Origin of the sequence: Melghirimyces thermohalophilus, assembly GCF_900102685.1 — a bacterium.
Taxonomy (GTDB): Bacteria; Bacillota; Bacilli; order Thermoactinomycetales; family DSM-45169; genus Melghirimyces; species Melghirimyces thermohalophilus.
In genome coordinates this window covers 53245-73380 of the sequence record NZ_FMZA01000012.1, presented here as the reverse complement: position 1 = coordinate 73380, position 20136 = coordinate 53245, and the positions used below count along the sequence as shown (strand labels likewise).

Genomic DNA, 20136 nt, shown 5'->3' with positions numbered 1-20136 from the left:
CGACACCTACCAACCCGAAAATCACCGCAATGACCAAAAGATACAGGAGCAGCCGGCGCAAACCAAATCCGTAACCGTATCCTCCGCGATACCAGCTCATCTGAGCATCCCCCTTTCAATGGCTGTCCCTGTAACATATGTGCAATTTTTGATCGGCGATTGGACAGGAGAACAGAAAAGGATAAATGTGTGCGTGTCACCATTGGATCCCGCTCACCGATTCAGCGTTCCCTTTCCGGATTTTGCAAGAAGGGTCCTCCTAAGGGGTTTCTTTGTTTCGTTTCAACGTTACGGCAAGGGGAAGGCCTGTCCCGCAAAAATTCCGATAGTCTTAATAATCTGTCGGACTAAAATGAGATGGATAAGCCTATATAAAAGCATGAGGGTGGATTGAGGTTTGACCCAGGCCTGATCCGTCACATGGAGCGGGTTCGGCGGCCCTATGGAATGCTCGGTTCCTTCCGTGGTTTTGGTCCGCCCGCAATCTCTCGGCCATGATCGGAGAAAGAGGGAATGGCGATTCCGCGAACAGCTGAGTTGTTTTACGTGAAAAAAATTTACCCTTATAACCTGTTACAGAGTTAGGAGGAAATCCAAAGAAAAGGCAGAAATGAAGTTGGAAATATAGATAGAGGAGTGAAGGTATGCGAATCCTTGTGATCGGGGGAACTAATTTTATTGGTCCATATGTCGTCAAGCGATTATTACAAAAGGGCCATCAGGTAGCAGTTTTTAACCGTGGGAAAACAAAGAAGGTTCAATTTCATGAGGTTCAACATATTCAAGGAGATCGAAATCGCTTCTTTGAACATGTCGACAACATAAAAAAATTTTCACCTGATGTTGTTTTAGATATGTTTCCCTATACGCAAAGAGATGCCCAGCTTGTCATGGATACTTGTAAGGGTTTAACCCAGCGGGTGGTAGCTTTAAGTAGCCTCGATGTTTATCGGGCTTATAGTATTTTTCGCCGTCTGGAGGAAGGTGATTTAGAACCGGTTCCTTTGAAAGAAAGCGCTCCTTTAAGAAGCAGCATGTATCCATACCGCGGGATCGATGAGAGCCTGTACCATTATGAGGAACAAACCGTGTTAGGGGAGCAGGAACTCCCTGGTACCATCTTGAGACTTCCCATGGTATATGGACCGGAGGATGATCGGCATCGTACATTTGAATATGTGAAAAGAATGGCAGATCAACGCCCTTACATCATTTTGGAGGAAGAAGCGGCTCATTGGTCGTGGACGCGGGGATATGTGGAGAATGTCGCAGAAGCCATAGTATTGGCAACTACTGATGTTCGAGTTAGCGGCAAAATCTATAATGTCGGGGAGGTTCCTTCCTTTACCCTTCGTGAATGGGTGTTGGAGATTGCCAAAATCTTCGAATGGAAGGGGGAAATGATGGTCTTGCCAAAAGAACGATTAACTCAATCGTTCATCTATCCCTACGAAATGAAACAAGATATTGTGATCGATACCTCACTGATTCGCAAGGAGCTGGGCTATGCAGAAGTCGTTGACCGAAAAACCGCATTAAAGAAGACCATGACGTGGGAATTAAATCACCCTCCTAAGGATTATGAATGGGATTATGAACGGGAGGACCAATTAGTGAAGGGTCATTCACCAACCTGACAACTGCCCATAGGGAAGGATCTCCACGGGCAGACTCCTCCAGCTTCGATGAGGACTTACTTTGTCTCTGCACCGATCGCCAATGTCCATTCAGTAGATCAGATTGGGGCTCTCATCCAATGTTCGGCTAGGGTTTCATCAAAGGGTGAGGAGGGCTGTCACAGATGTTCCATTCGTTATGTCTAACTTCGGTGAATAAAAAAATCATCGGATGAATGAGGCCACTCGAGTGGCCTCTTTTGGTTGTTTGACGTTGGATGGAGAGAGTAAGAACATCCTTTAAAGTTCTCATTGATAATCATTATCAATTAGGTTATGATGGAACCAGCTGAATGATAGGGGTTTGACCAACAGAACAGATCACACAGGTTGCTGTTTTTGATCTTGCGATGGACCTTCTTGCCCATAGGTGCAACCGAAGTCGTTTAGTCGTAGTCCGAATGAAGAGGTGACAACATGTGAAACCATTCGGATCCGACTTTTCCTATCATCTTAACTCCACGGGAGGGTAGAATAGTGAGCAAACATCGAAGGGGAAAACCCCTCGAGCGGAAATGGGTCTCGGCCGTTCAGAGGACTGTCAATCACGTGGTAAAAGGGTTTTATGACTCCGAACCCAGTCAACGAACCGGACTCCGTGTTTTGGAACTGATTGAAGAAAACTGGACCGCACTTCCCTCTTTTTTTGAGAGTCATTTTCGTTATTACGAAGTGTTGTTGAAAACGACGGATCACTTGCTCCAGGGATTGCTACCGAACCGGGACCACCCATCCATCGTGATGGAAAAGGAAAAAGAGCACCTATCAGAACCTGTGATGGTGTGGAACTCCAAAACTTGTTTGCTCCGAACCTATCAGGTGGAGATCCCCTGTGACGTGAAAGACCTGCAACAGGTTCAGTGTTTGAATATATGTGAGACGTTACCGGACGTACTAGAAGTTTTTCATGTGTTGAGTGGGCGAACAACCCAGATTCCTCTCAAGCATCATTCCCCAAGGAAATGTATTGTTTAGTTTTTTATCGAACAAAAGAAAATGGTTAGAAATGGAGATGTTCAGGTTCGTGATTAAGACGAACAATGTCATCTTCCCTTGGGGTAGTAATTTTATGAAAAAAACCGAAGTTGCTACATTTTCAGGCCGGAACGGCATGAGTGTTCTTTCTTAGAAGGGGATTTTCAATGTTGCTTTTAGCATCCGTCTGAACAATCCGAGCTTGGCTCAGTAGTAGGAAAGGTATGATAGAATAGATTTGAAAATAGATCCCACCCCCGTTGTATATGTAACTCCTCAGTAAGAATTGAAAAACGCTCCTTTTGGTTAATGGCCGCCGAGCCCCACTTTCATGTATGCTAAATATGGATCGGGAGATGGGTCCTTCCTTTTCAATGACCTGTAGCTTGATCCAGATTTCCCTCTCTCCTTTAACGGTGACACTGAATGAATGGTATCCATTTTTGCTCTCATCTGCCCGGCTGTCCGTTACACGACAGCCTTTTTTTTAGGCAACATAGGTATATTCCTTTTCAAAGAGCTTTGAGGTCAAAGGGATTTAATGAGGCGGAAGTACGAAATGGGTGATTCTGGTATAGGGCTTTGCTCAGGTGTTTACGGCTACAGATGGAAAAAAGCTTAAGGGTTGCTTGATGGTAAACACCGGGGTGGCCTCGGTCGCATACATGTATAGTCGGAAAGTTTGCAATAATGGCGGAGCGAGACGTCGATCCGGACTGAAATAACAGGGCTCTCCACCTTAACCTCCAGGGAGGCCGGATATGTTCCTGGATTGATTTGGGCGTTAGCGGGAGTGGAAAACCGGGAAGTATGTTAAAAAGGAATGGGGAGAGTGGATCGTGAACCGCCATTTTTTACTATCTATCGCTCTCGCTGTCGTGCTGATCTTTTTCATCTTTTTGCTTATCCAGGAAAAGCAACCTTTTGCTTCCGATCGGCAGCAACCTTCCCACCAGATCGTGGCACTGGGAGATTCCCTCACTTATGGTTACGGAGATCAGACTGGCCGGGGGTACGTCGGGGAACTGAAGCGGCAGCTGAACCGCCATCGGGATACCCAATATCAGGTGGACAATTACGGAATCCGGGGGCAACAGACCGACGGGGTTTTGCATCAGCTGACCCAACGGCCTGTTTTGCGGGATGTGAAACGGGCGGATACGTTGATCCTGTTTATCGGCACCAATGACTTTTTGTACAGCAACGGTCGGGATATGATGGATCCGCAGCCAAAACGGTTGAAGGCGGGCAAGCGGGAATTTACCACCCACCTGGATCAAATCTTGAACCGGTTGCGACAAGCCAATCCCCAGGCACCTGTCTTATTGTTGGGTTTGTATGATCCCTATCCGAGGATGGTGGCCAGCGATCCGTATATCCAACAGTGGAATCGAGCCATCCGCCGGGTGTTGGCTCGTTATTCCAACACCACGTGGATCCCGACCCATTTCCTGTTCCAGGGTAAGCCGAAGATGGCCTACTTCAGCGATGCACTCCACCCCAACCACCGAGGATACCAGATGATCGTAAAACAGATCTTCAGGAAGTATAATTTTACCGATAAATGATTCCATCTTGAGAGGAGGAAAAGCGGTGGATGTCGGCGAAATTCTGATCGGTCTCATTTTGGCCGTCGTCTTTTGGAAGTTGTTGAAAGTGACCTTTAAATCTTTTTTATGGGTGTTGGGGATCGGGTTGCTCGTCGCCGTGTTTTTTCCGGAACAGCTTCCCCTAGTGGGCGATCTCGGGGTGACGGTCCTCAGTTTTTTAGGCTCTCTGCTTGTTCTGACTGCTGCCGGTTTCTTTTTCTTCACAGGCGATTAAAGCGTGTTGAACCGTCCTCGGGGGGCGGTTTTTTATTTCGGTGACACGGGCTTGGCCGATTTCCTGACATAATTTAAAAATTTGATCCATATAGATGGAGCATTGACGGCCCAGACCTGGTACAAAGGGGGATTCTTACAGAAGAGACAGGGCCGAAACCAATGAAATGGAGGAATTTGATGGTTATTCATCCCCGTAGGAAGGTGATGACCACTCTAACCCTGGCCGGTTCGTTGCTCTGGGGGACACAGTCAGCAGATGCAGCCGTTCGGTCAGAGGGAGAGACAGAAAAACAGAAGGTGCGTGACCAAAGGGGAAATACGGAAGAGACCGTATCCCAGGAGCAGGTTGCACCACAAAAGATGGAGTATCATGTGATCTCATCCGGTATTCGGATGCATATGGGCGCTGCCGGGGACTCCTCCTCCCAAGCGGCTCAAGTTGGAACGTCCAACCGTTTCCATGTGGTGGAAAAGGGGGAGACGTTGGGTCAGATCGCCCTGAAATACGGGTTGGAGTTAGATGGACTCATCCAATTAAATCCTCAGATTGCCGACCCCGACGTGATTCAGGTAGGGGAGCAGATTCGTTTATCCGGGAAGGTGAAAGGCAGCGGCTCTGTCGAGGTTGCTGGTGAATCGGGGTCTGCAGAGACAAAAGGGGCGGTCACTCTGTCTTCCGCTGACGAGAGTGGCGCGGCGGATGGCCATGTGGATGCCCAGGCGAGTGCGGTGATTCGGGAGGCGCAAGCGCAGCTGGATGGTGCTTATAGCCACGGAGCGAACGGTCCCAACCGCTTCGATTGTTCCGGCTTCACGCAATTCGTCTTTCAACAGGTCGGGATCGATCTCCCTCGAACCAGCTCCGCCCAGGCTTCTGTCGGGGTCTCGGTCGACGGAGAGCTTCGTGTCGGTGACCTCCTTTTTTTCCGCACAGGAGGCGGGGGGATCAGCCATGTCTCCATTTATATGGGGGATGGCAAGATGATCCATGCGACCAATCCGGAAGAGGATGTCACCATTAACCGTCTTGATGAAGATTATTGGAGCGAACGGTACGTCAGCGCCCGTCGGGTGTTGCCATAAGGGTGCAAATGACGAAACCGGCTTCTCTAGGAAGCCGGTTTCGTCATTCCCGCCCTTTCCTGAGCCAGAGCAAGACGAGGCCCATTACCAGGAATAAGGCGCCGATCACGATATAAAACGGCAAGGATGTACCGGTATCGGGAGGCCGGTGGCCTGCCACACCGGTGAGGCCGGCCGATGTCGGTTGTGCTCCTGCTAAGGATGGCGGCAGAAGCATCCCCCACATGGTAATGATAGCGGCCACTCGTTTCACATCCGTCCCCCCTTTGGGGTGATTAAGTTTTGGGATGAACCCTTATAGTGATTCGTTACGGGTTCCCGTTTTTACTGCTGCTGCCCCCTCTTACGGGGGAAAATATGTCCGATGGACTATAAAAAGGGCAATCATCCCCTTCAAACAGGAGGGTGAAAGGTTAAGCGGATCGAATTAATCCCTAATTCTGTTGAAGGGGGTTGGAAAGCAATGAGAGTGTGGTTGGGAATGATGGCTGTGGTCATGATCTTTTTTGGGCCGGCAGCAGTGGTGGATGCGGTGGGAGGTCCTCCAAAAAAAGCTGTCAAATCATATCATGAGGTGAAACATTTCTCCGGGGGCACCTTTGCGGGGACAAAAAAGCGGGGTTCCACGTTGGTGCTGAATCCGGAGACGGCGAAGCGGGGGAAGGATTCTTCCGGTCGCTATAATGAAGGCACTTATTTTTATGGTCGCTGGACGGCCCCGGTCCACGGGGCTTGGTTCGAGGAAGCGATCGCTTCCTGGCAGGCAGTGACCCCAGCGGGAACCTGGCTGGAGGTAGAACTGCGTGGGCGGACGAAACAGGGATGGACCAAGTGGTACAGCATGGGTGTATGGCACCAGAACGACACCCCCTTTCCCCGGCACTCGGTGCAGGGGCAGGGGGATGAGGACGGGGATGTGGCGGTGGATACGTTGAAGTTGGAAAAAACCTCCCATGCGGTTCAGGCTCGCATCACTCTGTTCACGGAGGACCTTTCCCGGACCCCGTCCCTCCGCGCTTACGGTATCGCCTTTTCTAAAGGAGAGGATCAGGCAGACCGCATCCCGTCCACAGGTCCGACCCGTGCCCTGGACGTGCCCATGCGATCGCAGATGGTGTACCCGGATGGCGGGGAGGTTTGGTGTTCGCCTACATCCACATCGATGGTGATGGATTACTGGGCGAGGCTGACCGGAAACCGGGAGTGGGAGCAATCGGTTCCCACCGTGGTGAAAGGCGTTTGGGACCATGTGTATGACGGTGGCGGAAACTGGCCCTTTAATACCGCTTACGCAGCTAGCCACGGCCTGGAGGCGAAGGTGGTTCGCATGGGGAGCTTGGCCGAAGCGGAGCGCTGGGTGCAGATGGGCGTTCCGATCATCATCAGCTTTGCCTACGATGAAGGGGAGCTGACTGGCAGCCCGCTTCCCAGTTCCCCTGGTCACCTGTTGGTGATTCGGGGATTTGATGAACAGGGTGACGTCCTGACCAACGACCCAGCGGCGCCAACGAATGATGAAGTCCGCATCACTTATGACCGGCAGGAGGTGGAACGCCTCTGGTTGGAACATTCCAACGGGACCGCCTATCTCATCTATCCCCCGGGTTGGCAGACGCCGGGCTTTTAAATCAAGGGAGACTATATATTCAAACAGCCGGTCTGTGCAAAGATGAAAGAACGCTAGAAGTCGATATCTAGGGTTGTGGTGTTTTGCAGAATGAGCATCGCCCGATACGCCTGCGGTAGAATAAGGTGTTCAAATATCCGTGGTGTGACAAGAGATTCAGCTTTGGATCTGTTTCATCCAGGATGCGATTAGGTCATTGAGGATTTAAAAAAGGGGAAGGTACCTTAGATTTTCATCCATCCATATTAATATTAATACAAAAATTTTAACCCATAATAACATTGGGCGAATGACATTCCAACCCTCCGGATGCTGTAGTAAATGCTCAGCAAGGAGGGTTGCCTATTGAAACTTTTCTACTCAATCTTAAAAACACTCCGTAGCAAAAGAGGATCCCCCAACGAGTCATACTGGCGGTAAAGATTTGTATGGTGGAAAACGTTAAGAAGGAGAGTCTATATGGCACGTAAAGATCTACAATGGGAATTCAGCAGTGATCCGATTACAGAAGGGGATATTCAAGCCGTAGGAGAGAAATTAGGGGTTATTTTCCCAAAAGATTATGTGCAAACAGCTAAAAAACATCATGGGGGATATCCCGAACCCAATCGCTTTATGGTAGAGGGGGTAGAGAGGGTTTTGGGCGTCTTATATAGCTTTGACCCAGAGCATGAAGACGGTGATCTTCTCACAAACAATGAGGATTACCGGGATGAACATGGGATACCGAAACAAGTGGTCATTTTTGGAGAAGACCCCGCTGGAAACTTTCTCTGTTTTGACTTCCGTAAGGATCCGAAACAACCCAGCATTATCTTCTGGAATCATGAAAGAGAAGGAGGGGATCCGAAAGTAGTGACCCATACATTTGAGGATTTTCTCCTGATGTTACACTAAACAGTGGGGTTTGATGCTTTGATCATATACCTTCTTATGAAATGGCATCATGAAGACCTTGATCACTCCAACCTCATTTATTCTGAGATAGACGAGGAACGATGGGAAGCCAGGAAATTGGAGTTCGTTCCCGGGGATAAAGTCGGATGCGCTTACGATGATGTGGAAGTGGGAGGAACGGGTTTGGGACTTGAACCAATTCCGTGGGATTTCATTGCGCTATTTGTGGGTTATTATCGCTATTCTAATCATGACTGGGTGTAATGCAACCCCTAGTGACCAGAGAAAACATGCTACTCCATGTACCAATATCAGAACAGCTGTAAAAAAGTTTCCAAAGCAGGTGGAGTTGCCTACCGAGCTTCCGTTTAAGGTAGATGAACAGTCAGCGTGTCTGATAAACTGGGAAGGACGAGATTATATTAGTTTGAACATTGCATACCGAAACCATTCAATCCCATCAAAAGTGAGCCTCGTAATCATAGACTCTGATTCTAATGTATTGCCTAGTGGTGGTCCAATACAATCAATTTCACTGAAGAGTGGACTACAAGCGAAACATTGGAGTAACCATAGCGCCGAATTTTTATTTTGGGAAAAAGGGGACCTCTATTACAAACTGATCGTCATAGGGGGAAAAAATCGGATCGACATTTTCACATCGATGATTTAAAAGAGATCGCCAATTCATTTCAGAGCACAAAAAGAAGGAGGTGGATAACCAAAACCACCTCCTTCTTTTTTCTTTATAAATCTGACAAAATGCGACGAAGTACGCCTGTATACCCCACCTTCTCGTCTATTTCATAACCGACTCCACAGGCTACAGGGTCTTGGACATACGTTAACTTATGACTATGATCAAACCCAATATCACCAGCAGAATTGGATACTCTTACCCCAGGTTCAGTTGAGACCCGATCAGTTTGTTCTACACCACCGTTGATGGTGGTAATCCAACGTCCGTAATTCTCAAATTCGTTCGAGACATTCTCAATTGTTGAATCCACGAGTGGGAAGGTCCAACCTATTGTAGGGACTCCGCCACCGTCCAGTTGAACGGAGATACTTCCATTGGTCTGATCTCCTTCTGGGTCCGCATCATATAAGCTTTGTTCATTGGAAAGGTCGTTTACAGAAGATCGAGTAATTAACTCACTATTATTCCAGCCGGATGATAACTCATCATTCCTGGTAGGAAACATAGTATTATAGTACTTCACATCCCAAATGGACTCCGTTCCTTCAGGTGTGCTAACCTCGCCATTTTTGTAATACTCAACAACGCTTTTGAAAGTGCCTGCTTCTTCTTCTGTAGTAAGATCGCAGACTTCATCTTGAGGATCATAAAAAGTGAATTCATACTCATCTTTGTGCATAAGTTCACCTGCAGCAGCTTTTACAGTTTCCTTTTCTTGCTTCTCTTTAGCTTGGGCTTCCATTGCAATGTTCACAGCCCTGTCAAAATCAACGAAATAGTTATAATCGGGATTTATATCCGTTTAATACGATTAGTTCAAGAAGGGCTTCAAGCCCTTCAAGAGGGACAATATCATGATGAAGCCTTGAAGAAGAAGCTGGAGTCGTTGGTTGAGTCCCTGGATAACAAGCAGTTTGAACCTCAGGACTTAGAGGAAGTAGGAAGTGCCTCAGAAGAGGATGTGGACCGGGCATTCAATCAAGCCCGATCGGATGCAAAATTCGCCGCTGAGAATGGACTGTATGAAGTCAGCTCCATCTTTGATGACGTCGAGGCGTTTATCAAACTGGTAGATCTACAAGAGAAACCCGGGGGAATGTTCCTTCGGTCTATTTTTGCTTCTATTCATCCCATTGTTCGGAGGTACTTTCCTATTGCGTACTGCCCCAGATTCCTCGCTTTCTGCGATTTCAAAGAGAGTAGCCACCCACTTCTGTTGTTCCTTTTTTATGTATTTTCACTCTGACCATTCGCCCCACGAAATTGGCATGAGGCTGATCTTACGTTAAACTGTTATATAACAAAAGGTCGTTGATAGAGAAAAGTGGGGGAGTGGAGATCATGCTTATGCGACACTTGCGCACGGGTTTACAGGTGGGCGGTCTGTTTGCGTTTTACGGGGTGGGCATCTGGATCCAGCGGGCGCTAAACCTGGTGATTCCCGGGAGCCTGATCGGAATGTTGCTTCTGTTTCTGCTGCTTTTAAGTGGGTGGGTGCCGGATTCTTTCCTGGAGGAGGGATCCAATCTGCTGTTAGGCTATTTGCCCCTTCTGTTTATTCCAGCTGTCACCGGGGTGGTGGATTATTTGCCCTTTGTGATGAACTACGGCGTCCCCCTGGCGGTGATTGTGCTTGTCAACACCTTGTTGGTGATGGCCAGTTCCGCCTTTGTTAGCCAGTGGTTGGCCAAACGGAAGGAGGTGGAAAGGTGAGTGGCTGGGCAGCTGCCGGTTATGCCGGCCTGACCGTGGGATCTTATCTTCTCCTGAGGCGGTTGTATCTCCGTTGGAAAAAACCATGGCTGACCCCGGTTTTAACCGCGGGAGTATTGGTTATCGCTGTGTTGCTGCTGTTTCAGATACCCTACGACGTTTATATGAAAGGCGGCCGATGGATCGACAGTCTGTTGGGTCCTGCTGTGGTCGCCTTCGCCTATCCTCTTTATCGCCAGCGAAAACTGATCCGGCGGTATCGGTTTGCCATCTTCGGAGGCGTTCTGATCGGAACGCTGGTGGCTATGGTTGGCGGGTGGGCCTGGGCTCGGCTGTTTGGGCTGGATCCCCATTTGGCTGTTACCGTGATCCCTCAATCGGTCACCACTCCAGTGGCGATGGAGCTCTCCCGACAATGGGGAGGGCTCCCCGCACTGACGGCGGTGTTGGTGATCCTGGCTGGAGTGGTGGGGGCTGTCGGTGGGCCCCTGCTGTTTCAGTGGCTGGGGGTGGATCATACCCTGGGTCGGGGTATCGGGTTCGGCAGCGGAGCCCACGGTATCGGCACCTCTCGAGCGCTGGAAGACGATGAAGCGGTCGGGGCAGCCAGCACCGTGGCGATGACCTTGGCTGCTGTTGCCACCGCTTTCATAGGACCGCTGCTTTTGCACCTCGTGAAATGAAACAGACAAACCCGTCGTACCTAGTGGGACGACGGGTTTTTTCGTCTGATGTTATACGAAGAAGCTGATAACAAATACGACGCCGAAACCGATCAGGGCGATCAGCGTCTCCATCACGGTCCAGGAACGGAGGGTATCTTTTTCGCTAAGTCCGAAAAAGCGGCTGACCATCCAGAACCCGGAGTCGTTGACGTGAGACAGGATGGTGGCTCCGGCGGCGATGGCGATCACCATCAACCCGAGGGATGGATCAGACAGCCCCAGAGCTTTGACGATGGGGGCCATCAATCCTGCGGAGGTGATCATGGCCACCGTGGCTGAACCCTGGGCCATCCGGACAACAGAGGAGATGACGAAGGCCAGCAAAACCGGCGGCAGGCTGGATCCCTTCATCATTTCGCCCATCAAATCGCCGATGCCGCTATCCACCAACACCTGACCGAAGACACCGCCGGCACCGGTGATCAGGATGATGATGCCCGCCGGTTCCAACGCCTTGGTGGCGATGGACTGGATATCTTCACGGGAATAACCGCGCAGCCGCCCCAACAGGAAAAAGGCAGCGATGGTGACGATCAAAAGAGCTACGAAGGGATGACCGATAAAGGTTAACGCGGTTTTTACCGAATGACCGTCCGGTAGGACCGCGTCAGACAGCGTATTGCCCAAAATCAGAACCAGGGGCAACAGGATCAGAAAGCTGATCAGCCCAAAGCTGGGCAAATCTTTGTCAGAGGGGCTTTCTTCCCCTAGTTCCGCGCGGATATATTCCGGTTCCACGGCGTGAATCTTTTTGGAAATGTAGCTGCCGAAGACGGGACCGGCGATGATGGCGGCAGGGATACCTGCTACCGCCCCGAACAGAATCACCCAACCCAGGTCGACGCCGAGGATTTTGGCCACGGAAATCGGCCCCGGCGTCGGCGGGATAAAGCTGTGAGTGACCGCCAGACCGGCCAACAGCGGAATTCCGTAATACAACAGGGATTTTTTTGTTTTGCGGGCGAGGCTGTAGATAATCGGGATCAAAATGACGAGAGCGACATCGAGAAAGACAGGGATGGAGACGATAAAGCCAGTGAGGACTAAGGCCCATTGTGCTTTTGCCTCACCAAATTTGTCGATCAGGGTGCGGGCCAGCCGCTCCGCTCCGCCGGAAACCTCCAACATCCTGCCAAACATGGCCCCTAGACCGATCACAATGGCTACAAAGCCAAGGGTGTCCGACATCCCGAACTGGACCGATTCGATGATTTTGTTTACCGGCATCCCCGAGAGCAGGCCGAGTACAAAACTGGTAAACAAAAGTGCGACAAAGGCCTGTCACTTGGAGCGCATCACCAAAAACAGAATCAAAAGGATACTGAAGACAGCGGAGGCAATCAGCCAAGCATTGGACATGTTTCTCCCTCCCATGGTTGTTTCTATATAAGAAACAATGTTTATTATTATGTGAAGTATACACCTGTGTTGAATCCGCTTTCAATAACAAAATTTAAGGAAGGCGGTGCAAGATGTTCTGCTGACATCGCAACAGTTTGGGCAGTAACTGGGCCACCCGCTCTGCGTTCATCCGGTATTCCGGTGCACTGATGCTGACCGCACCGTACACTTTATCCCCCCGGTACAAGGGAACGGCAATACAGCGGACATCCTCCTCGTGTTCTCCGTGATCGATGGCGTAGCCGCGGCTGCGACTCGCCTCGAGATCCCGGCGAATCGCTTCCGGATCGGTCAGGGTGCGAGAGGTGTAAGCAGCTGGATGTACCTCTTTCAGATAAGCGTCCAGCCGCTTTGGAGGGAAACGGGACAGCATCGCTTTGCCGATGCCTGTACAGTATAAAGGGGCCGTTTTGCCCACGCGGGAGTACATGCGTACCGCTTGCCGACTTTCCAGCTTGTCCACATAGACCACCTGATCGTGTTCAGGGATGCCCAGATGGATGGTCTCTTCCGTCTGTCGGTTCAGCTCTTTCAGATACGGACGGGCCACCTGAACCAGGTCCAGCTGCTCCATCGCGTTTCCCGCCAGCTTGACCAGACCGATCCCCAGCCGATAGGTGGCGTCATGGGCCGATTTTTCCACAAAACCGACAGCGGTTAAGGTATCCAATAGCTTAAAGACGGTGGAGCGAGGAAGACCGGTATGGTGGGCAATCCGACTAGCGCCCATCGGTTCCTCCTGCTCACTGATACACTGCATCACCGAAACCGCTTTCAAAATCGATGTACCATACATGGGTTTTTCTCGACTCATTTTTACGGCCCTCCTTCTTTCAGTTGCCAAGTGGACAAACCATCTTGTATGGTAAAAGAGTAACAAATAATAAACTTTGTTTCAATATAATAAACAAAAGCGGGGGGATGGGATGGATATCGTGACACTGGGGGAAACCATGGCCTTGATGAGTCCAGTTCAACCCGGACGGCTGGACGATGCTGCAATATGTGAATTGAAGGTCGCCGGAGCGGAATCCAATGTGGCGATCGGTTTGGCCCGTCTCGGACATCAAGTCTCCTGGATCAGCCGTCTGGGGGCGGATCCTTTCGGCCGAAGGATTCAGCAGACCTTGCGGGGAGAAGGGGTGGATGTAAAAGGGGTGGAATGGGATGAACACGCCCCCACCGGCCTTTACTTCAAGGAGAAGGTGCACGGCCGGACTCGTATCTACTATTACCGTCGGGGATCGGCGGCTAGCCGCATGCGGCCGGAGATCCTGGACGAGGACCGGCTAAAGCAGGCCAAGCTGCTTTTTGTAACCGGTATCACTCCAGCCTTAAGTTCCTCCTGCCGGGAAACGGTGGAGAAGGTCATCGAGCGATCGGCACAGTGCGGAATTCCTGTCGCTTTTGATCCCAACTATCGGAGTCGGCTGTGGTCCGCGGATCAAGCGCGATCAGTGTTTCGTGGTATCGCCTCCCGGTCGGAAACCGTTCTCCCTAGCTTGGAAGAGGGAAAAATCATGACTGGATACGCTGATGCACCCCGTATCGCAGAAACCCTATTACAATGGGGAGCCCGCCATGTGGTGGTCAAGCTGGGGCCAGAGGGGGCTTACTATACGAACGGCACGGAAAGCGGCACCGTCTCCAGCCCCGCCGTCACCGAAGTGGACGAGGTGGGAGCGGGGGATGCCTTTGCCGCCGGTTGTCTCTCCGGGCTGTTGGAGAATCTGTCCCTGGCCGAGGCCGCCCAGCGCGGCGCGGTGATGGGCGCCATCGCCGTAACCGGACACGGCGATTATGAAGCGTTGCCCACTCGGGAGGAGCTAGATGCCTTTATGGAGGGAAACCAAGATACATTACGCTGACGGGAGGATCGGACGATGAAGATTACAGGGTTGAAACTGTACCAGGTACCGCCGCGCTGGCTGTTTCTCAAATTGCAGACCGACGAAGGCGTAGACGGCTGGGGCGAACCGGTGGTGGAAGGACGTGCAGACACCGTAGCTGCTGCGGTCCGGGAATTGGAGCCCTATCTGTTGGGACAGGATCCCAACCGGATTGAGGACTTGTGGCAAACCCTGTATCGGGGCGGCTTTTACCGGGGCGGACCGGTGTTGATGAGCGCCATCGCCGGTATTGACCAGGCGTTGTGGGACATCAAAGGGAAGCGGTATGGCCTCGCCGTCTATGAATTTTTGGGCGGAGCCGCACGGGATAAGGTGCAGGTCTACTCCTGGATCGGCGGGGACCGTCCATCGGATGTGGGAGAGTCGGCGCGGGAGAAAAAAGAGGCCGGCTTCCGCGCTATCAAAATGAATGCCACAGAAGAGATGCATTACATCGATTCCTTCTCCAAAGTGGAGGCGGTTCTGGAGCGGGTGGACGCTGTCCGGAAAGCGACGGGTCGGGATTTCGGCATCGCTGTCGACTTTCACGGACGGGTTCACAAGCCGATGGCCAAGGTATTGGCCAAAGAGCTGGAACCTTATCATCTCCTGTTTATCGAAGAGCCGGTTCTCCCCGAGCATAATGAGGCGCTGCGAGAAATCGCCCACTACACCTCTACACCCATCGCCACCGGGGAGCGGATGTATTCCCGCTGGGATTTTAAAAAGCTGTTTGAACAAGGGGTGGTGGACATCATCCAACCGGACTTGTCCCATGCCGGAGGCATCACCGAGGTGAAAAAAATCGCCGCCATGGCGGAAGCCTACGATGTGGCCGTCGCACCCCACTGCCCCCTGGGCCCGGTAGCCCTGGCGGCTTGTCTGCAGCTGGACGCCGCCACCCCCAATGTGTTTATCCAGGAACAGAGCCTGGGAATCCACTACAACCAGGGGAGCGACTTGCTTGATTATCTGAAGAACCGGGAAGTTTTTCGCTATGAATCGGGAAGGGTCGCCATCCCCGACGCCCCGGGTCTGGGGGTCACTCTAGACGAAGAGGTTGTGGAACAAAAGGCGAAAGAGGGACATCAATGGAAAAACCCCGTTTGGAGACGGGCGGACGGGACGGTGGCAGAATGGTAAAGACGCTGACGGATAAGATTCGAGAGGAGAAAATCATCGCGATCCTGCGGGGAGTGCCGCGGAACAAGGTCGGCGATGTGGCCCGAGCCTTGACGGAAGGCGGCGTCCGTCTGATCGAAGTGACGCTGAACACGCCGGAAGCGGAGGAGGCGATTCAGGACCTGCGTGCGCTGGAGCTGCCGGGTGTCTCGGTGGGAGCGGGCACGGTGATGACGCCGGAGGCGGCGGAACGAGCGCAGACGGCGGGGGCGGAATACTTGATCACCCCTCATATGGATCCCGAAGTGATCCGGTACGGGGTGGATCATCGCTTGCCGGTGATCGCCGGCGCCTTCACCCCGACGGAAGTGGCCCAGGCGGACCGCGCCGGTGCTGCTTTGGTCAAGGTGTTTCCCGCCCGCGCCGCCGGCCCCTCCTACTTCAAAGATCTGAAGGGTCCTCTGCCCCAAGTTCCGCTGGTAGCCGTCGGCGGCATCGATGCAGACAATGCCGCCTCCTACATTCGGAGTGGAGCAGTCGCCGTCGGCGTCGGTTCCAGCCTGGTCCGTCGCGAGGACTGGCAGGAGGGAGAATACCAGCACATCGTAGAGAAGGCCAGAGGATTTCGTCGAGCATTGGATCATTGAACAATGAAGGATCGTAACCGCCTCGGAAGGCATCTTCCGAGGCGGTTTTTTTCAACAAAAGCCGATTGACGATGGAACGTTTTCCTTATATACTCATATACACAACTATATAACCATTTAGGTGAAATGGTGTGGATGCGTCAAAGGTGGTGATCTCCGATTGAGTCGATTGAAAGAGAATAAACCGCTGTACCTGCAAATCAAAGAGCGGATCGAAGACCAAATTGTCACCGATCAGCTGAAGGCGCACGACCAAATTCCTTCCACAACTCAGCTCGTTCAGTTTTATAAAATCAATCACCTGACCGTTGCCAAGGGGATCAATCAGCTCGTCGATGCGGGGGTGATCTACAAAAAAAGGGGCGTGGGGATGTTTGTTGCGGAAGGGGCGAAAGAGAAGTTATTGGAAGAGCGAAAAAAAGCTTTTGTCGATCAATATGTGGTGCCACTGATACAGGAAGGGGACCGATTAGGATTTTCAGAAAAGGAAATGGTCCAACTGATCCAAGAGTTGAAAAGGAAAGGAAGGGGTTGACGATGAGTTACGATGTGGATGTGAATCAAGTAACGGTGAAGTATGGCAGTTTTGAGGCGCTGAAGAGGGTTTCTTTACATCTTGAAAGTGGCAAAATCTATGGTCTCATCGGTCGAAACGGGGCGGGGAAATCCACCCTTCTCTCTCTGCTTGCTTCCTTTAGGGAACCGACCGAAGGGAAGGTCCGCATCGGTGGGAGAGAAGCCTTCGAAAATCGAGACGTCATGTCACAAGTCACTTTGGTCTATGAAACGGACTACAGTGAGGAAACGGAAAAAGTAAAGGGGATGCTGGAGGCTGCCGAACGTTATCGGCCCCATTTCGATCGCCAATATGCCGACGAACTCGTCGAGTTATTCAACTTGCCTCTGGAAAAACAGGTGAAAAAGCTTTCCAGAGGGATGCAAGCTGCGCTAAATGTCACGATCGGGTTGGCCAATCGATCTCCGATCACCATTTTCGATGAGGCGTATCTGGGCATGGATGCCCCTACGCGAGAGATCTTCTACAAAAAGTTGTTGGAGGATCATGCCAAACACCCCCGTACCATTATCCTCTCTACTCACCTTGTTTCCGAAATGGAGTACCTGTTTGAGGAAGTGGTTATCATCCACAAGGGGAACGTGCTTCTTCAGGAGCCGATGGACCGGCTGATGGAACGGGGTGCTTCCATCACCGGACCTGACCAGGTTGTGGAGGATTTCTGCAGCGATATGACCCAACTGAGCACCCAACGATTAGGGGGCACGAAATCCGTGGTGGTGTACGGAGAGTTGACGGAGGAAAAGCGGAGAGAAGCGAGTCAACGAGGGTTGGAAGTGGGTCCCGTTTCGTTGCAAGATTTGTTTATTCATTTGACGAGTGGGGAGAAAGGTGTGGAGATCGATGGAACTTCGAAATAAAATTGCGAGAGACATCACCTGGATACTATTATCATGGTCGGCATGGTTTGTCCCCATCCTTGTCATCGTGTATGTGGCCTTCAAGATAATGGGGGGAGAGGTGGAAATTAACCAACAGAATATAGACCAGGTCACCTTCTTCACCTTCGCCTATCATCCCTCCAAAATCTTTATGTTGGTGATCGGGATCATTCATGTATCTGGCTTCCTCCCCTTCTTTGCCAAACAAGGGGTGACGAGAAGGGATTACTTCTTCGGTTCAGGGATCTCATCAGTCCTCGTCTCTTTGATGCTAATGATCAGCGCGGGGTTCGTTACCCTGGTTGAAAACATCCTTTTTCCAGTCATCGAAACGGAATTTATTATAAGTGCGGAAGCGCCTTGGTATTTGACCGCAACCGTCTTCACCCTGAATCTCCTGGTGTACTTTATGGCCGGTTGGTTGATCGGGGCTGGTTTTTACCGTTTCGGGGGGATAGGGGGAATGCTGTACATCGCCATCGCCATTGTGATGGTACTATTCTCCAGTATGTTTTGGGAGGGTGAAGAGAAACATCCTCTGAACTGCCCATTTGGTCTCAGTAACCTGCGGGACCTTCCGCCCTCTGTATCATTGATGGGTACCTTCCTACTGATCGCTGTCATGTTATGGATCGTGCGGGCGACGACCAGAAGCGTCCGTATTAAGATGAAATAGGGAAGAGGCCTGGTGATTTTCACCAGGCTCTTTTTTGCACAGATTGTTCACACCCCTGAACAGTTTGTGCATCTCCTTGGACAGAGTGTTCATCCTTCGTCGGGAGAATTCCGATCAGACGCGGTTTTTGAGCGGCATGGGTTTTGGCACAGTGATTGCATGAAATATCTGGCGCACCATCATCCTGGGAAAGGAGTCGGGTCAGATGGAATCAGTGGCTGTGGAGATCCATCCGCGCGTAGCCCAATTTTTGCAAGGGACGAAAAAATTATTTATCGGTGGGGACTGGGTGAAGTCGGCCGACGGAAAAACCTTCGACACCCCGAACCCTGCGACAGGCAAAACCTTGGCCACGGTGTATGAAGCTGGTGCGAGGGATGTGGATCGGGCGGTGAAGGCAGCGCGGGAGGCCTTCGATCGGGGCCCTTGGTCACGGATGAGCGCCGCGGAGCGGAGCCGGCTGATTTACAAACTGGCCGATCTGATCGCGGAACACCAGGAAGAGCTGGCTCAGTTGGAAACCTTGGATAACGGAAAGCCGATCCGGGAAACTCAACATGTCGACATTCCTGTCGCAGTTGAACACTTCCGGTATTTTGCCGGTTGGTCCACCAAAGTGACAGGCCAGACCATTCCGGTGAGCGGGCCTTTCTTCAACTATACCCGCCACGAACCGGTCGGTGTGGTTGGCCAGATTATCCCCTGGAATTTTCCGCTGGTGATGGCCGTGTGGAAATTGGGAGCGGCGTTGGCGATGGGATGCACCGCGGTGTTAAAACCGGCGGAGCAGACGCCGCTGTCTGCTCTCTATCTGGGCCGACTGATTCAGGAGGCTGGTTTTCCGGAGGGGGTGGTCAATATTCTTCCCGGGTTTGGAGAAACAGCGGGACAACCCCTGGTCGAACACCCCGATGTAGACAAAGTGGCCTTTACCGGGTCGACGGAAGTGGGCCGATTGATCATGAAAACGGCGGCGGACACCGTGAAAAACGTGACGCTGGAGTTAGGGGGAAAGTCTCCCAATATCCTGTTGCCTGATGCGGATCTCTCCCGAGCGGTTCCCGGGGCGTTGAACGGGATCATGTTTAATCAGGGACAGGTTTGTACTGCGGGCTCCCGCGTGTTTGTTCAGAAAAAGATGTACGACAACGTCGTTGCCGATTTGGCCTCCCATGCAGGCAACATTCAACAGGGGGTCGGGTTGGATCCCAACACAGAGATGGGTCCGCTGGTCTCCGAAGAACAGTTGGACCGAGTGACCGGTTATATCCAAAAGGGGATCGATGAAGGGGCCGAGGTGGTGGTAGGCGGCAAGCGCTCTCGTGAACCGGGGTACTTCGTCTCGCCGACGGTTTTCTCTATGGTGGATGACGAGATGACGATCGCGCAGGAAGAGATTTTTGGCCCGGTGGTGGCGGCGATGCCCTATGAGGATCTGGATGATCTGATTGAGCGGGCCAATCGGACGATTTACGGCCTAGCCGCTGGCGTCTGGACGGAAAATGTAAAAAACGCCCATTACATCGCCAGTAAGTTGAAAGCCGGCACCGTCTGGGTCAATTGTTACAACGTGTTGGATCCCGCTTCTCCTTTCGGAGGTTTTAAACAATCGGGGATCGGGCGAGAGATGGGTTCCTACGCCTTGGATCACTACACGGAAGTGAAAAGTGTCTGGATCAACATGGATTGAATCGTGGCCAAAACGGGTTTTCAAGCATATG

At 51.6% G+C, this 20136-nt stretch carries 20 protein-coding genes and 1 pseudogene; 17 read left to right on the top strand and 4 right to left on the bottom strand.

Annotated features, from left to right (window positions below):
• Positions 1–644: 644 nt before the first annotated feature.
• From BLP91_RS10310 to BLP91_RS10290, 5 genes are all read left to right on the top strand, one after another.
• Positions 645–1637 (top strand): NAD-dependent epimerase/dehydratase family protein, encoded by a 993-nt coding sequence (locus tag BLP91_RS10310; protein ID WP_091570523.1) that lies wholly within the window; start codon positions 645–647, stop codon positions 1635–1637.
• Positions 1638–2153: 516 nt separating this feature from the next.
• Entirely contained in the window at positions 2154–2651 is a 498-nt protein-coding gene (locus tag BLP91_RS10305) for a hypothetical protein (RefSeq protein WP_091570521.1), read from the top strand.
• An 839-nt stretch (positions 2652–3490) separates the two neighbouring features.
• On the top strand, positions 3491–4219 hold the full coding sequence (locus BLP91_RS10300) for a GDSL-type esterase/lipase family protein (RefSeq protein WP_176757938.1): 729 nt from the start codon (positions 3491–3493) through the stop codon (positions 4217–4219).
• A gap of 25 nt (positions 4220–4244) precedes the next feature.
• Positions 4245–4475, top strand: coding sequence for a hypothetical protein (locus tag BLP91_RS10295; protein ID WP_091570515.1), 231 nt, complete (start codon positions 4245–4247; stop codon positions 4473–4475).
• 179 nt (positions 4476–4654) lie between these two features.
• A complete protein-coding gene (locus BLP91_RS10290; protein WP_176757937.1) occupies positions 4655–5560 on the top strand; it encodes an NlpC/P60 family protein in 906 nt (301 codons plus the stop codon).
• A 43-nt stretch (positions 5561–5603) separates the two neighbouring features.
• On the opposite strand, the gene BLP91_RS10285 is transcribed toward BLP91_RS10290, so the two are convergent.
• Positions 5604–5813: an LPXTG cell wall anchor domain-containing protein gene (locus tag BLP91_RS10285; RefSeq protein ID WP_091570510.1), complete on the bottom strand. Its 210-nt coding sequence runs from the start codon at positions 5811–5813 to the stop codon at positions 5604–5606.
• 210 nt (positions 5814–6023) lie between these two features.
• Between BLP91_RS10285 and BLP91_RS10280 the strand changes: the two genes are divergently transcribed.
• From BLP91_RS10280 to BLP91_RS17545, 3 genes are all read left to right on the top strand, one after another.
• Complete coding sequence (locus BLP91_RS10280) at positions 6024–7187, top strand: C39 family peptidase (protein WP_091570507.1); 1164 nt, start codon at positions 6024–6026, stop codon at positions 7185–7187.
• A gap of 459 nt (positions 7188–7646) precedes the next feature.
• Positions 7647–8084: an SMI1/KNR4 family protein gene (locus tag BLP91_RS10275; RefSeq protein WP_091570505.1), complete on the top strand. Its 438-nt coding sequence runs from the start codon at positions 7647–7649 to the stop codon at positions 8082–8084.
• Positions 8085–8120: 36 nt separating this feature from the next.
• Complete coding sequence (locus tag BLP91_RS17545; RefSeq protein ID WP_425412210.1) at positions 8121–8348, top strand: DUF6881 domain-containing protein; 228 nt, start codon at positions 8121–8123, stop codon at positions 8346–8348.
• Positions 8349–8830: 482 nt separating this feature from the next.
• Here BLP91_RS17545 and BLP91_RS10265 read toward each other — a convergent pair whose 3' ends face one another.
• A complete protein-coding gene (locus BLP91_RS10265) occupies positions 8831–9526 on the bottom strand; it encodes a hypothetical protein (RefSeq protein ID WP_143003528.1) in 696 nt (231 codons plus the stop codon).
• Positions 9527–10125: 599 nt separating this feature from the next.
• On the opposite strand from BLP91_RS10265, the gene BLP91_RS10255 reads away from it, so the two are divergent.
• Complete coding sequence (locus tag BLP91_RS10255; RefSeq protein WP_091570495.1) at positions 10126–10497, top strand: CidA/LrgA family protein; 372 nt, start codon at positions 10126–10128, stop codon at positions 10495–10497.
• The gene (locus BLP91_RS10250; protein ID WP_176757936.1) at positions 10494–11180 is read left to right on the top strand and encodes an LrgB family protein; all 687 of its coding nucleotides are present in this window, start codon (positions 10494–10496) and stop codon (positions 11178–11180) included. Before BLP91_RS10255 ends, BLP91_RS10250 begins: the two co-directional genes overlap by 4 nt.
• 51 nt (positions 11181–11231) lie before the next feature.
• On the opposite strand, the pseudogene BLP91_RS10245 reads toward BLP91_RS10250, so the two are convergent.
• Together BLP91_RS10245 and BLP91_RS10240 are read right to left on the bottom strand one after the other, a co-directional pair.
• A pseudogene (locus BLP91_RS10245) lies at positions 11232–12581 on the bottom strand (GntP family permease).
• A gap of 94 nt (positions 12582–12675) precedes the next feature.
• Positions 12676–13437: an IclR family transcriptional regulator gene (locus BLP91_RS10240; protein WP_091570488.1), complete on the bottom strand. Its 762-nt coding sequence runs from the start codon at positions 13435–13437 to the stop codon at positions 12676–12678.
• Between the two features lie 112 nt (positions 13438–13549).
• On the opposite strand from BLP91_RS10240, the gene BLP91_RS10235 reads away from it, so the two are divergent.
• The 7 genes from BLP91_RS10235 (at position 13550) to BLP91_RS10205 (ending at position 20105) form a co-directional block, all read left to right on the top strand.
• A complete protein-coding gene (locus tag BLP91_RS10235; protein WP_091570590.1) occupies positions 13550–14491 on the top strand; it encodes a sugar kinase in 942 nt (313 codons plus the stop codon).
• 15 nt (positions 14492–14506) lie between these two features.
• The gene (gene dgoD, locus BLP91_RS10230; RefSeq protein ID WP_091570485.1) at positions 14507–15655 is read left to right on the top strand and encodes a galactonate dehydratase; all 1149 of its coding nucleotides are present in this window, start codon (positions 14507–14509) and stop codon (positions 15653–15655) included.
• Complete coding sequence (locus tag BLP91_RS10225) at positions 15604–16281, top strand: bifunctional 4-hydroxy-2-oxoglutarate aldolase/2-dehydro-3-deoxy-phosphogluconate aldolase (protein ID WP_091570482.1); 678 nt, start codon at positions 15604–15606, stop codon at positions 16279–16281. Before dgoD ends, BLP91_RS10225 begins: the two co-directional genes overlap by 52 nt.
• Before the next feature lie 160 nt (positions 16282–16441).
• The gene (locus tag BLP91_RS10220) at positions 16442–16816 is read left to right on the top strand and encodes a GntR family transcriptional regulator (protein ID WP_091570480.1); all 375 of its coding nucleotides are present in this window, start codon (positions 16442–16444) and stop codon (positions 16814–16816) included.
• Positions 16817–16818: 2 nt separating this feature from the next.
• Entirely contained in the window at positions 16819–17718 is a 900-nt protein-coding gene (locus BLP91_RS10215) for an ABC transporter ATP-binding protein (RefSeq protein ID WP_091570477.1), read from the top strand.
• 100 nt (positions 17719–17818) lie between these two features.
• Complete coding sequence (locus BLP91_RS10210) at positions 17819–18415, top strand: hypothetical protein (RefSeq protein WP_143003527.1); 597 nt, start codon at positions 17819–17821, stop codon at positions 18413–18415.
• A gap of 205 nt (positions 18416–18620) precedes the next feature.
• Positions 18621–20105, top strand: a complete 1485-nt coding sequence (locus BLP91_RS10205; RefSeq protein ID WP_091570472.1) for an aldehyde dehydrogenase family protein — start codon at positions 18621–18623, stop codon at positions 20103–20105.
• Positions 20106–20136: the final 31 nt, after the last annotated feature.